This window comes from Burkholderia cepacia complex sp. TUM26381 (genome assembly GCF_057439935.1).
This window is the reverse complement of the sequence record NZ_CM172007.1, coordinates 2,173,538-2,187,186: the sequence shown is the minus strand read 5'-3', so window position 1 is coordinate 2,187,186 and position 13,649 is coordinate 2,173,538. Positions and strand designations below refer to the sequence as shown.

The 13,649-nt window shown below is 69.5% G+C and carries 12 protein-coding genes; 5 read left to right on the top strand and 7 right to left on the bottom strand.

Annotated elements, in window-relative coordinates:
* Positions 1–86 precede the first annotated feature (86 nt).
* Genes ACWMMN_RS26460 through ACWMMN_RS26445 form a run of 4 tightly spaced genes read right to left on the bottom strand, consistent with a single transcriptional unit; the run spans position 87 to position 3,460 of the window.
* A complete protein-coding gene (locus ACWMMN_RS26460) occupies positions 87–740 on the bottom strand; it encodes an isochorismatase family protein (protein WP_486423337.1) in 654 nt (217 codons plus the stop codon).
* A 19-nt stretch (positions 741–759) separates the two neighbouring features.
* A complete protein-coding gene (locus ACWMMN_RS26455; protein WP_486423336.1) occupies positions 760–1,800 on the bottom strand; it encodes a 2,5-dihydroxypyridine 5,6-dioxygenase NicX family protein in 1,041 nt (346 codons plus the stop codon).
* Positions 1,801–1,849: 49 nt separating this feature from the next.
* Positions 1,850–2,680 (bottom strand): alpha/beta fold hydrolase, encoded by an 831-nt coding sequence (locus tag ACWMMN_RS26450; protein WP_059237154.1) that lies wholly within the window; start codon positions 2,678–2,680, stop codon positions 1,850–1,852.
* Positions 2,681–2,707: 27 nt separating this feature from the next.
* The gene (locus ACWMMN_RS26445; protein WP_059237153.1) at positions 2,708–3,460 is read right to left on the bottom strand and encodes a maleate cis-trans isomerase family protein; all 753 of its coding nucleotides are present in this window, start codon (positions 3,458–3,460) and stop codon (positions 2,708–2,710) included.
* 298 nt (positions 3,461–3,758) lie between these two features.
* On the opposite strand from ACWMMN_RS26445, the gene ACWMMN_RS26440 reads away from it, so the two are divergent.
* The 4 genes from ACWMMN_RS26440 to ACWMMN_RS26425 all read left to right on the top strand — a co-directional run bounded on the left by ACWMMN_RS26440 (position 3,759) and on the right by ACWMMN_RS26425 (position 8,536).
* Positions 3,759–4,916 carry an FAD-dependent monooxygenase gene (locus tag ACWMMN_RS26440; RefSeq protein ID WP_486423335.1) on the top strand — a complete coding sequence of 386 codons (1,158 nt, stop codon included), beginning with the start codon at positions 3,759–3,761 and terminating at the stop codon, positions 4,914–4,916.
* Between the two features lie 173 nt (positions 4,917–5,089).
* Entirely contained in the window at positions 5,090–5,593 is a 504-nt protein-coding gene (locus tag ACWMMN_RS26435; protein ID WP_486423334.1) for a (2Fe-2S)-binding protein, read from the top strand.
* A complete protein-coding gene (locus ACWMMN_RS26430; RefSeq protein WP_486423333.1) occupies positions 5,583–7,976 on the top strand; it encodes a c-type cytochrome in 2,394 nt (797 codons plus the stop codon). Before ACWMMN_RS26435 ends, ACWMMN_RS26430 begins: the two co-directional genes overlap by 11 nt.
* A 227-nt stretch (positions 7,977–8,203) precedes the next feature.
* On the top strand, positions 8,204–8,536 hold the full coding sequence (locus ACWMMN_RS26425; RefSeq protein WP_059237149.1) for a hypothetical protein: 333 nt from the start codon (positions 8,204–8,206) through the stop codon (positions 8,534–8,536).
* A 132-nt stretch (positions 8,537–8,668) separates the two neighbouring features.
* Here the strand turns inward: ACWMMN_RS26425 and mmsB are convergent, their stop codons facing one another.
* The 3 genes from mmsB to ACWMMN_RS26410 form a co-directional block, all read right to left on the bottom strand.
* Positions 8,669–9,559, bottom strand: a complete 891-nt coding sequence (mmsB, locus tag ACWMMN_RS26420) for a 3-hydroxyisobutyrate dehydrogenase (protein ID WP_174991932.1) — start codon at positions 9,557–9,559, stop codon at positions 8,669–8,671.
* A gap of 14 nt (positions 9,560–9,573) precedes the next feature.
* Positions 9,574–11,100, bottom strand: a complete 1,527-nt coding sequence (locus ACWMMN_RS26415) for a CoA-acylating methylmalonate-semialdehyde dehydrogenase (RefSeq protein WP_059237147.1) — start codon at positions 11,098–11,100, stop codon at positions 9,574–9,576.
* Positions 11,101–11,212: 112 nt separating this feature from the next.
* Positions 11,213–12,532: an MFS transporter gene (locus tag ACWMMN_RS26410; protein ID WP_486423332.1), complete on the bottom strand. Its 1,320-nt coding sequence runs from the start codon at positions 12,530–12,532 to the stop codon at positions 11,213–11,215.
* Between the two features lie 157 nt (positions 12,533–12,689).
* Here ACWMMN_RS26410 and ACWMMN_RS26405 point away from each other — a divergent pair, with 157 nt between their 5' ends.
* Positions 12,690–13,649 carry a LysR family transcriptional regulator gene (locus tag ACWMMN_RS26405; protein WP_486423331.1) on the top strand — a complete coding sequence of 320 codons (960 nt, stop codon included), beginning with the start codon at positions 12,690–12,692 and terminating at the stop codon, positions 13,647–13,649.

Sequence of the window (13,649 nt, the reverse complement as noted above, 5' to 3'; positions counted from 1 at the left end):
CGCGCGTGAAGCCAATCTAGGCCGCCAAAAGCGCAGCGTCAATCGCGGGCGGCACGACACATGCGCCGCCCGCGATCCGTCGCGACTCAGCGCGCGCGGGCCTGTACCGCGTCGATCGCCGCGATCGCGTCGTCGAGCGGCATCACGGCCGCGTATTTCTGCTGCATGTCGAACAGGTTCGCGTCGTGCGGCGCGATCGCGCGATCGCCGACGCAATCGGCGAGCACGAGCGGGCGGAACCCGTGGGACATCGCGTCGACGACGCTCGCGCGCACGCAGCCGCTCGTCACGGCGCCCGCGACGAGCAGCGTCTGCACCGCGCGCTGCGCGAGCCACGGCGCCAGCTGCGTGCCGAAGAACGCCGACGGCACGGTCTTGCGCACGACGAGTTCGCCTTGCGCGGGCGTGAGCTCGGGCACGATCGCGCTGTTCGGATGGTGCTCGGTCAGCGTCGCCATGCCGGGCACCTTCAGCGAGAACACGTTGTCGTCGCTGCCGTCGTCCGCATACACGATGCGGCTGTGCGCGACGGGCCAGCCGCGTTCGCGGGCCAGTGCGAGCGCATGCGTCGTGCGCGCGATCGCCGGCGCGATGTTGCCGCCGCCGAACGTCGCCGGATCGGCGAAGCCGACCACGAAATCGACGATCAGCAGGCCGATGTTGCCGTGTGGCGGCAGCGGCGTGCCGAAACCCTGCTGGCGGTACACGTTCGCTTCGGCGTGACGGAAAAGATCGTTCATGGTGTCGGGGGCTCGTCGGTCAGGCGGGTTGGTCGGTCACGCGGCCGTCGCGCACGACGGTTGCGCCGTCGAGTTCGACCGTGCAGCGGCGCAGCGGGATGTCGATGTGGCAGGTGGTCGTGCGGTTGCCGCCGCCTTCGTTGTTCGGTCCGAGCGAGAACAGGAAGTTGCCTTCGAACGCACGCGCATCCATCCCGATCGTCGCCTCGCGGTCGTACAGCCCGAGTGTCGACCAGCGCGCGCGCGGCTGCAGCCCCCAGCCGATATGCGAGATCGCATAGCCCTCGGGGTCGGCGAAGGTTTCCATGTAGTCGCGCAGCAGGTCGGCGTCGACGCCGCCTTCGATGCGCGTCGCATACCCGCCTTCGACGGTCAGCGCGATCGGTTCGCTCACGTAGTGTTTCTGCGGCAGCAGGATGTCGCCGCGATCGATCACGATCGTGCCGCGCGCGGTGCGGTCGTTCGGGTAGGTCAGCGCGAAGCCGCTCGGCCAGTGGTCCCAGCGGCCCGGCGCGTCGACGAAACCGTATTCGGCGGTCGGCGGGAATTCGCCGAGCGGGCACACGAGCGCGGTGCCGGCCGCCGAGGTCACGCGCATCTTGCGGGCGGCGGCGATGTGCTTTGCGGCGGCGAGCACGCGCGTGCGATCGGCCAGCGTCGGCACCATCCGGACCAGCACTTCGGGCGGCTCGACCGCGAGCAGGATCTTCGTGCCCGATTTCAGGATCTCGTGCTGTTCGGGCGAGAACAGCAGCGTCATCAGGTCGAGCACGAGATCGCTTTCGCGCAGCGCGGCGATCGCGGCCTTGTTGCCGGTCAGCGGCGTCGTGCCGAGATACGCGAGCGGGTCGCGGCTGAACGCCTTGTCGCCGTTCACCGGCGGCAGGTCGAGCCGGTTGACGATCGCGCCCATCGATTGCGTGGCGATCAGCGCGCACGACAGCGTCTGCGGGTGGGTGGCCGCGCTCGTCAGGATCGTGACGGTCTGGCCCGGTTCGAGGCGCGACAGCGTGAGGACCTGCTTCCACGCGTCGATCAGTTGGGTATCGCTGACTGGCATCGTCGGCTCCGGTAAAGGCGTGAAGGAAAAGGGGGCGGGTGCCGCGCGGTCAGGCCGCGAGCGGCGCGCCGAGGAAGTCGCCGAACGCCGCGTAGAAGCCCGCCGCGTTGTCCCACGGAATCATGTGGCCGGCATCGGGCACGCGCACGTGCCGCATCGACGGCGTCGCGCGCTGCAGTTCGGCGACGTCGTCGTCGCGCACCACGTCGCCGCGTTCGGCCGTGATCAGCAGCGACGGCACGGCCAGTTGCGCGGCGTCCGCATGGAAATCGTCGGCATGGAACCCTTCATAGGTTGCGCGCACCGCGCGCTCGTCGCACGTGTGCAGCCATTCGGCGCGCAACTGCAGTTCGGCGTCGGTCCAGGTCGGGCAGAACGCGCGCATCCCTTCGGCGTCCGTGCCGGCGCGTGCGAGCGCCATCGAGTCGATGTACCACGGCAGCTTGCCCGGATAGTCGCGGCGGTTCGGGCCCGATACGGGCGGATCGACAAGCACGACCGATGCGAGCCCGCGGATGTCGCGCCGGGCCGCGCGCGCGGCGATCCGCGCGCCCATCGAGTGGCCGACGAGGCTCGTGCGCGGCAGGCCGAGCGCCGCGACGAGCGCCGCGATGTCGTCCGCCTGCGCATCGAGGCCGTAGTCGAGCGCTGGCGACGCGTCCGACAGCCCGCGGCCGCGCACGTCGAGCACGTAGGTGTCGAATGCCGCGCCGAACGTTTCGCCGACGAAGCCCCACGTGATCGCGGGGCTCGTGATGCCGGGAATCAGCACGATCGCCGGGCGCGACGCGCGTGCGCCTGAAGCGCCGCCGTAGCGCAGGTAATGCTGGCGGATGCCGTTCGCGCGGATGTTCGCGCCGTACAGGAATGTCGAGGACATGAATGGACTCCGTCGGTAGGGCCGCGCTCAGTACGCGCCGGACAGCAGTGCGCCGGCGCCCGGCACGACGGGCTCGAGATCGAGCTCGCGCAGCATCGCGTAGGTGGTCGCGATCGCGGCCGTGATGACCGGCTTGCCCGTCATCGCCTCGACCTGCGCGACGGCCGGCAGCGACGGCATCTGCACGCACGCGGACAGCACGATCGCATCGGCATCCTGGTACGGCAGCGTCTTCACGATGCCGGGCAGGCGCGCCGGATCGTGGCGGCCGACGTCGAGGTTGTCGGGAATCTCCAGCGCGCGATAGGCGAGCACGTCGAAGCCTTCGTTGCGGATGTAGTCGACCACGAGTTCGGTGAGCGGCAGCATGTACGGCGCGACGACGACGATGCGCTTCGCGCCGATCACCTTCAGTGCGTCGACGAGCGCGCCCGCGCTCGTCAGCACGGGCGCCTGCGCGCCGTTGTCGGCCGTGTGCTTCGTCAGGCGCGCCTGCGACACGCGGTGGTAGCCGTGGCCCATCGCCATGATCGCGACGAGGCACGCGTAGCCGAGCACGTCGACGCGCGCATCGCTCAGCTCCATCGCGCAGCGGTCGGATTCGGCATCCATCGCCGCGAGCTCTTCCTTGACGACCTTCTTCATCCGCATCCGGCTCGAATGAAACGTGAAGCGTTCGGGGCGGATCGTTTCGCGCAGCCGCAGCATCGCCGGGATCTCGGTTTCCATCGTCGTGTTGGAACTCGGCACGATCTGGCCGATGCGGTAGGTCTTGCTCATGACGGGAGGCTCCGTGTCGGTAAGGGTGGGGCGGCACGCGGGTGCGGAACCGCCGGATGTCGAACAAAGTCTAGTGTGTACATTTGAAAATGGCAATGGATCAAAATGAGGTTAAACAGGGCTTGGCTGTTTGTTTACGGGGTGAATTGAGGATTTATTGGTGTTTTCCCGAATGCCGGGACGGCGACAAACAATCCGCTTGTCCTGAATAAATTGAGTGTGTACGCTATATAAACGCCATTCAATCCGCCCGTATCCGTGCCGCGTTCGGCAACGGGCCCACGATCAGGAGATCCGCATGAGCAAACCCCGTATCGCAATCATCGGCGCCGGTCTCGGCGGCACGGCCGCGGCTGCACTGTTGCAGCGCGGCGGTTACGACGTCGCGCTGTACGAGCAGGCGCCCGCGTTCTCGCGCCTCGGCGCGGGCATCCATCTCGGCCCGAACGTGATGAAGATCATGCGGCGCATCGGCTGCGAGGACGCGCTGGAGACGATGGGTTCGCATCCGGATTTCTGGTACAGCCGCGACTGGCAGACGGCCGACGTGCTGTCGCAGATTCCGCTCGGCGATTACGCGCGCAACGCCTACGGCGCGAGCTACCTGACCGTGCATCGCGGCGATTTCCATGCGTTGATGACGCAGGCGGTCACGCCCGGCACGATCCGATTCGGCAAGCGGCTCGCGGCAGTGGAGGACACCGGCGGCGCGGTGCGCCTGACGTTCACCGACGGCAGCGTCGAGACGGCCGACATCGCGATCGGCGCGGACGGCGTGAACTCGCGGATCCGCGAGCACCTGCTCGGTGCGGAACCGCCGCGCTACACGGGTTATGTCGCGCACCGCGCGGTGTTCCCGGCGTCGCTGCTCGGCAACAAGCCATACGACATGTGCGTGAAGTGGTGGTCGGAGGATCGTCACATGATGGTCTACTACGTGACCGAGAAGCGCGACGAGTACTACTACGTGACGGGCGTGCCGCAGGCCGAGTGGCCCGAGGGCGTGTCGATGGTCGACAGCAGCCGCGACGAGATGCGCGAGGCGTTCGCGGGTTTCCATGCCGACATCCAGCACCTGATCGACGTTTCGCCGTCGATCACCAAGTGGCCGCTGCTCGAGCGCGATCCGCTGCCGTTGTGGAGCCGCGGCCGTCTCGTGCTGCTCGGTGACGCATGTCATCCGATGAAGCCGCACATGGCGCAGGGCGCGGCGATGGCGATCGAGGATGCCGCGATGCTCGCGCGCTGCCTCGACGAAGTCGGCATCGGCGACTATGCGGGCGCGTTCGCGCTGTACGAGGCGAACCGCGCGGCACGCGCGTCGAAGGTGCAGCTCGTGTCGCACAACAACACGTGGCTGCGCACGAACGAGGATCCGTCGTGGGTGTTCGGCTACGACGTGTTCGATGTGCCGCTCGTGGCGCCGTCGCGCAACAACGTGGCGGCCGCGGCCTGACGCACCCGCGGCGCCCGCGCCGGGCTGGCGTTGTGCCGGCGCGGGGATCGAGGCGCGCGGGTACGCGCGCATTTCGGCGTGTTAATGTCGGGCGTGCGCCGGCAGGTGCCAGCCGGCGGCAGTGCCCGCCGCCGGCCGCCCCCGGCCCGCACGCCGCATTCCGGATCCCATTCATGTCCCATCCCGCTTCTCCGTCGCGGCCGCTGGCGTTTCGCGTGAACGGCACGCCGCGCCGCTTCGACGAGGCCGCGCCCGACGCGCCGCTGCTGCTGGTCCTGCGCAACGACTGCGCGCTCAACGGCCCGAAATACGGCTGCGGGCTCGGGCAGTGCGGTGCGTGCACGGTGCTGGTCGACGGGCAGGCCACGCGTTCGTGCGTCGTGCCGGCCGCCGCCGCGAGCGGGCGCGACGTCACGACGCTCGAAGGGCTCGGATCGCGCGACGCACCGCATCCGATCCAGCGCGCGTTCATCGACGAGCAGGCCGCGCAATGCGGTTACTGCCTGAACGGGATGATCATGAGCACGAAGGCGCTGCTCGACCGCAATCCCGCGCCGGACGATGCGACGATCCGCGATGCATTGCGTTTCAACCTGTGCCGCTGCGGCACGCATCTGGAGATCATTCGCGCGGTGCATCGCGCCGCACGCTATTTGCGAGACGGCGATGAAGCATGACGCGGGCCTGCCGGCGCACGCTGCGGCGCTCGATACGCGCGATGACGCTGCCGCCGACGCATTGCGCGCGCACCGCGCACGCTACGAATGGCCGATCGGCGATGCGCCCGCGCACGCATCGTTCGAGATCGAAACGCGGACCGCGCCCGACGGGCGGATGACGACCTGGCGCTATCGCGCGCAGGCGGCCGGCGCGGGCACGCACGAGTCTCGCGAGGCGGCGGCACCGGCGGATGCCGGCTCTGCGTCGCCGTTCGTCTACCGGCATGCGCAGACGTCGGTCGAACTGGCCGATGCCGACGGCGCGATTCCCGGTCACGCACACGTGTTTGCGCGCGAATCGTTCGTCGACGAACTCGCGGGCGCGTTGCGACGCGACCCGGTCGCGTTGCGGCTGCAGCACCTCGATGCCGCGCGGGATGCGGGGCCGCGCGAGACGATCCGGATGGTCAGCGAACGCGCCGCATGGGGCGCACCGGTCGCGGCCCGCGCGAATGCGCCGTCGCGGGTCAGCGGCCGCGGCTTTGCGTTCGATGGCGAGCCCGCGGGCGCGCCCGCTGCCCGATCCGGCGATATCCGCGATGACGGCGACCCGCACTGGACCGCCTGGGTCGTCGATCTCGACGTCGATCGCGCGACGGGCGACGTCGCGGTGCGACGCGTCGTGGCCGGGCAGGGCGCCGGCGAGCCGGGCGGCGCGTCGATGGCCGGCTTGCCCGCGTGGCAGATCGAGGCGGCGGTTTCGCGGGTGCTGGGCGCCCGGTTGTCCGCGCGGCCCGCGCACGACGAGACCGGGGCCGGCGCGCGGCCGGACGCGATCGCACACGAACTGGTGGCGTTCGACGCGGCGGCGCACCGTGCGCACGGCGAATTGTCCGTGCACGATGCGCGCCGGATCGAACAGGCGGCGGCGCCGGCCGCCGCGGCGATTGCCAATGCGCTGTACGACGCGACGGGCGTGCGTTTTCGTGCGCCGCCGTTCGATGCCGCGCACATTCGCGCGGCGCTTGCGCAACCGGTGCCGGTTGATGCCGGCGACGGGCTGCACGTGGCCCCGCGCCGCGCGTCGCGCTGGCGCCGCTGGCTGGCAGGCGGCGGCGCGGGCGGCGTGGTCGGCGGGCTGATCGGGCTGGCGTGCGCGATCCTGCCGGGCCCCGCGCCGATCGCGCCCGTTGCGTCCGGCGGCGCGGACGGCGCGATGTGGAGCGCGGCGATGCTCGAACGCGGCCGCCAGGTCGCCCTCGCCGGCGATTGCGCGGTGTGCCACACGGCGCCTGGCGGCGCGACCAACGCGGGCGGGCTCGCGCTCGATACGCCGTTCGGCACGATCTACACGACGAACCTCACGCCCGATCCGGAAACCGGCATCGGCGCCTGGTCGTATCCGGCGTTCGCACGCGCGATGCGCGAAGGCATCTCGCGCGACGGCACGCACCTGTACCCGGCATTTCCGTACACGGCATTCGCGAAGCTGAGCGAGCCCGACCTGCTCGCGCTCTATGCGTACCTGATGTCGCAGCCGGCGGTGAAGCACGTGCCGCCGAAGACGAAACTGCCGTTCCCGCTCGACCAGCGGCGTCTCGTCGCCGGCTGGAACTGGCTGTATCACGACACGCGGCCGTTCGCGCCGGATCCGGCGCGCTCCGCGATGTGGAATCGCGGCAAGTACCTGGTCGACGGCGCCGGGCACTGCGGCGCATGCCACACGCCGCGCAACGCGCTGGGCGCGGAGAAGGGCGGCCTGGCCTACCTGTCGGGCGGCGAAGCGGAAGGATGGGCCGCGCCGCCGCTCGTCGCGTCGCCGGCCTCGCCCGTGCCGTGGACCGAAGGCGCGCTGTTCGACTATCTGCGCACGGGCTTCTCGGCGCAGCACGGCGTCGCGGCCGGGCCGATGGCGCCCGTCGTCGCGGGGCTCGCGGCGCTGCCCGAGTCCGATGTCCAGGCGATTGCGCACTATCTGGCGTCGCTGTCGCCGCCGGTCGATGCGGCCGTCGCTGCGGACGCGGCAACCCGCCAGGCGCGCGGCGCGGAATCCGTCGCGACGCTCGGCCTCGAGAACGGCCGCCGCGCGTTCGACGCGGCGTGCGCGGTCTGTCATGCGGAATCGGGCGGTGTCGGGCATTTCGGCGTGCGCCCGCTGATGGGGCTCAACACGAGCGTCAGCCAGGCGACGCCGGACAACCTGCTGCGCGTGCTGCACCACGGGATCGACCAGCCGGCCACCGACGGGCTCGGCTACATGCCGGGCTTCGGCGACGCGTTCGACGACCGCCAGATGGCCGAGCTTGCCGCGTACATCCGGGCGCGCTACGCGCCGGGGCAGCCGGCGTGGCGGAACCTGGCGGAAGCATCGGCGCGGATCCGGCAGGCGGGCGCGCATTGAGCGCCGCGCCGGCCTGAACGCCCGGCGCGGCGTGCGGGCAGGGCGAAATGACCTGCAGGACGAGAACGGCGGCCGACGAGGGCTGTAAATCTTGCCTGAGCCGGCCATCGTTTAACCATTCGAAACAATGTGTTCACTGAAAGGGGCATGATCTCCGGCGATCGAGCAGGCATACTGACGCCTATGTTGCTCAATGCACGTCCAACGGCGTGCGCCTGCCCCCCACCATGTCCATTCCAGTCTCTTTTCGAACCCTGCGATGGTTGACCATTGCGGCTGCTGCATGCTTGCTCGCCGCGTGTTCGACCGCTTCCGACGTGGCCGCGACGTCGAACCCGAACGTTTTCACCGTGAAGACCCGCACGGTCGGCATGTCGACGTCGTGGGCCGACGCCCATGAAAAGGCTCTCAGCGAAGCCGCCAACTACTGCACGCAGCGCGGGATGCGCGCGAGCATGAAGCAGGAGTCGCTGTCCGGCCGCGCCAGCGTCGACGCGCGCTCCGAACTCGCGTTCGAGTGCCATCCGACCTTCGAGACGGCATCGAACCCGCGCGGTTGAACGACCGGCGGCGTGACGGTGCCGCCCGTGCCCGATTCGGCCCCGCGTTTTCCTTCCCCCGCATGCAAACCGGCCCGCGATGGCGTTGACGCACATCGCGGGCCGGCGTACGTCCGGCGTCGGCCGTTCGGATCAGGCCGGCTGCGCCTCGTACAGCTTCACGCACGCGGAGAAGTCGAGCGTGCCGAGCCCCTGCTGGCTCATCGACTGATAGAGCTGCTGCGCGAGCGCGCCCATCCACACCGGCTGATGCGCGCTTCGTGCGGCTTCGGTCGCGAGCCCGAGATCCTTCAGCATCAGGTTCGCCGCGAAGCCGCCCGCATAGCCGCGCGCGGCCGGCGCCGTGTCGCTGACGCCCGGATACGGGTTGTACGTGTCCGAGCTCCAGCAGCGGCCGGTCGACGTGTTGATGATGCCGGCCAGCACGGCCGGATCGATGCCGAGCGCCGCGCCGAGCGCCATCGATTCAGACACGCCCATCATCGAGATCCCGAGCAGCAGGTTGTTGCAGATCTTCGCGATCTGCCCGGTGCCGGTGCCGCCGCAATGCACGACGTTTTTGCCCATGTCGAGCAGCACGGGGCGGATGCGCTCGAACAGCGCGGCGTCCGCGCCGACCATGAAGGTCAGCGTGCCGGCCTGCGCGCCGCCGGTGCCGCCCGACACGGGCGCGTCGGCGAGCGGGAAGCCGCGTTGTGCCGCGGCTTCGGCCACCGCGCGCACGGTGCCGGGATCGATCGTGCTGCAGTCGATCAGCGTGGCGCCGGCGCGCGCGCCGGCCAGCACGCCGTCGTCGCCGAGGTAGACCGCGCGCACATGCTGCGCGGCCGGCAGCATCGTGATGACGACTGCGCCGCGTGCCGCCGCTTCGCGCGGCGAGCCGGCCGCCGTCGCGCCCGCGCGCACCGCGGCGTCGACCGCGTGCGCGTCGAGGTCGAACACCGTCAGCGCGTGGCCGGCCTTGAGCAGGTTGGCGGCCATGGGGCCGCCCATGTTGCCGAGTCCGATGAATGCGATTTCCATGTGCGGGCTCCCGGTCAGCGCAGCGCGATCGTCGTGTTCACGCCGCCGGCCGTCGCGTCGTCGTCGAACCAGCGGGCGGTGACCGTCTTGGTCTGCGTGTAGAACTGCACGACCTGCTTGCCGTACGGGCCGAGATCGCCGAGCTTCGAGCCGCGCGAACCGGTGAAGCTGAAGTAGGGCACCGGCACCGGAATCGGGATGTTGATGCCGACCTGGCCGATGTCGATCTCGCTCTGGAACTTGCGTGCGGCCGCGCCGCTCTGCGTGAACAGGCCCACGCCGTTGCCCATCGGGTTGCGGTTGACGAGCGCGATCGCTTCGTCGAGCGTGTCGGCTTCGAGCACGACCACCACCGGCCCGAAGATTTCTTCCGTATAGATCGACATGTCGGTCGTCACGCCCGAGAAGATCGTCGGGCCGACGAAGTTGCCCTGCTCGTAGCCGGGCACCTTCACGTTGCGGCCGTCGAGTTCGAGTTTCGCGCCGGCCTTCACGCCTTCGTCGATCAGCGCGGTGATGCGCGCGTGCGCGGCCTTCGACACGACCGGGCCGACATCGGTGCCGGGCTCATGGCCCGCGTTGATCTTCAGCGCCTTCGCCTTCTCGACGAGCTCGGGCAGCCAGTCGCGCGCCTTGCCGACCAGCACGACGACCGACGTCGCCATGCAGCGCTGGCCGGCCGCGCCGAAGCCCGCGCCGACGAGCGCGTTGATCGACTGCTCGCGGTGCGCATCGGGCAGCACCACCGCATGGTTCTTCGCGCCCATCATCGACTGCACGCGCTTGCCGTGCTGGCTGCCGAGGTTGTACACGTGCGTGCCGACGCGCGTCGAGCCGACGAACGAGATCGCCTTGATATCCGGGTGCGTGCACAGGCGGTCGACCACCGTCTTGCCGCCATGCACGACGTTCAGTACGCCTTGCGGCACGCCGGCCTCGATCGCGAGCTCGACGAGCTGCATCGTCGACAGCGGGTCCTGCTCCGACGGCTTCAGCACGAACGTGTTGCCGCAGACGATCGCCATCGGGAACATCCACAGCGGAATCATCCCGGGGAAGTTGAACGGCGTGATGCCCGCACACACGCCGATCGGCTGGCGCAGCGTGTAGGTATCGACGCCGCCCGCGACGTTCTCCGCGAATTCGCCTTGCTGCAGCGTGCCGATCGAGCATGCGTGCTCGACCACTTCGAGGCCGCGGAAGATGTCGCCCTGTGCATCGGGCAGCGTCTTGCCTTGCTCGGCCGTCAGCGTGTGCGCGATCCGCTCGAGATTGCGGCGCACGAGGTCCTGGAACTTCAGCATGATGCGCAGCCGCGCACCGATCGGCGTCGTCTTCCACGTCTGGAACGCGCGCTGCGCGGACGCGATCGCGGCGTCGACCTCGTCGAGCGTCGCATACGGCACGCGGCCGATCACTTCCTGCGTCGCGGGATTGACGATGTCGCCCCATTCGGCGCTTTGCGATTCGACGAACGCGCCGTCGATCAGCAGCTTGGCGGTGGGCAGGGCGAGGGTGGTCTGGGGAACTGCGGCGTTCATGGAACTCTCCGGAAAACGGTGTGGCGATGAAAAAGGGCGTCTGCTTGCGCCGCACAGTCACGCACGGCGGGCAGCAGGCTGAACTGAAATCGATCGGATGCGGCCGGCGAACTCACACGCGCGCCGGACGCATCAATGCGGTGCACACGAGCGCGAACACGCCGAAGCCGACGAGGTACGCGATCACGTAGTGCGGCTGGCCGCCGCCGGCCTTGAGCAGCGACGTCGCGATCATCGGCGCGAAGCCGCCGCCGATCACGCCGGCCAGCTGCACCGACAGCGAGATGCCGCTGTAGCGGATTTCCGCCGGGAACTGCTGCGCGAACAGCAGCGATTCCGGCGCATAGAGAATCGGGAACACGACGCCGAGGCCGAGCACGATCGCCCACCATGCGTACGACGTCTGCTGCGTGCCGAGCATCATGAAGAACGGCGCGGCGAACGCGCACATCAGCACGAGGCCGATCGCGAACATCCGGCGCTGGCCGATGCGGTCGCTCAGGTGGCCGCACAGCGGCATCGTCACGAGCGACAGCGCGGCGCCGGCCGTGATCGCATGCAGCATCTCGGCTTTCGGCAGGTGCAGTTGCTGCGTCGCGTAAGCGAGCGCGAACGTGACGACCATGTAGAACCAGGTGTTCTCGGCGGCGCGCGCGCCGACGATCGTCAGCACTTCGCGCGGATGGCGGCGCAGCGCGGCCGTCACCGGCGACTTCTCGGCCTTGCCCTGACGCTGCATTTTCTCGAAGTCGGGCGATTCGGGCACCTTCGCGCGGATGAACCAGCCGAGGCCGACGAGCGCGATGCTCGCGAGGAACGGCACGCGCCAGCCCCACGACAGCATGTCGGCTTCCGGCAGCGCGGCGACCGCGGCCATCGCGACCGACGACAGGATCAGGCCGAGCCCGACGCCCGTTTGCGGCAGGCTGCCGAACAGCCCCTTGCGGCCCTTCGGCGCGTGCTCGACGGCCATCAGCACCGCGCCGCCCCATTCGCCGCCGACGGCCATCCCCTGCAGGAAGCGCATCGCGATCAGCAGCGCGGCGGCCCAGTAGCCGATGCTGTCGTACGACGGGATCAGCCCGATGATCATGCTCGGCACGCCCATCAGCAGCAGCGTGATCATCAGCATCGACTTGCGGCCGATCCGGTCGCCGAAGTGGCCGAACACGATGCCGCCCATCGGCCGTCCGATGAAGCCGACCGCGAACGTGCCGAACGCGGCGAGCGTGCCGACGACAGGGTCCAGCGACGGGAAGAAGATGCGGTTGAACACGAGCGCGGCGGCCGTGCCGTAGAGGAAGAAGTCGTACCACTCGATCGTCGTGCCGGCCATGCTGGCCCAGCCGGCCAGCAGGTAGTGCTTCGCGGTGCGGGCAGGTGCCGGCGCCGCGACTGTCGCATGCTCATCGAGGGTGGATCGGGTCTGCATGGTGTCTCCGTGGTGGGTGCCGCGGCTCGTGGTCCGCAGGTCACGGTCGAGTATAGTTATGCGCAGATTCATCATGTACCGATAAAGAAACCGGTTGGATGTGCATTTATGCATATCGACGGCCGGCCCGGAGACTCCCGCCCTTTTTTCCTCGCCGATGCGACATGCCACCGAGCCGGTTTCCGGCAACCTGAACTGGGACGACCTGCGTTTCTTCCTCGAAGTCGCGCGCACGCAGCGTGCGAGCGGCGCCGCGAAGCGGCTCGGCGTCGACTACACGACCGTCGCGCGGCGCATCCGCGCGCTCGAGGCCGCGATGGGCACGCTGCTGTTCGACAAGTCGCGCTCCGGCGGTTTCACGCTGACGGCCGAAGGGCAGCGGCTCGTGGCCTACGCGGACGCGATGGAGACGACCGTGCAGTCCGCCTGCGACCAGGTCGCGAATACGGGCGAGGCGCTGTCGGGCCACGTGCGGATCGGGTCGACGGAAGGGTTCGGCTGCTTTTTCCTCGCGCCGCAGCTCGCGCAGTTTCGCGCCGAGCATCCGCACGTGACGGTCGACCTGCTGCCGGTCCCGCATTTCGTCAACCTGCCGAAGCGCGAGGCCGATCTTGCGATCACGCTCGAGCGGCCCGAGCGCGGGCCCTACGTGGTCACGAAGTTGTGCGATTACCAGTTGCGGCTCTACGCGACGGGCGACTATCTCGCGAACCACGCACCGATCACGTGCACGGACGATCTCGCGCAGCATGCGTTCATCAGCTATGTCGACGATCTCGCGTTCAGCAACGAACTGCTGTACCTGGACCGCGCGGTGCCGGGCGCGACGGCCGGGTTGCGCACGACGAGCGTGATCGCGCAGTATTTCGCGGCGCTGCAGGGCGGCGGGCTCGCGATCCTGCCGTGCTTCATGGCGGCCACGCAGCCGGCGCTGGTGCCGGTGCTGCCGGACGACGTGGTCGTCACGCGGTGCTTCTGGCTGACGTGCCGCGAGGATCTGCGCAAGCTGCGGCGCGTGACCGCGCTGTGGGATTACCTGCGCGCGGCGGCGGACGCGAACCGTGCGCTGCTGTCGGGCGAATCGGGCGCGATGAAGTTTGTCGGCGAGCCGGCATAG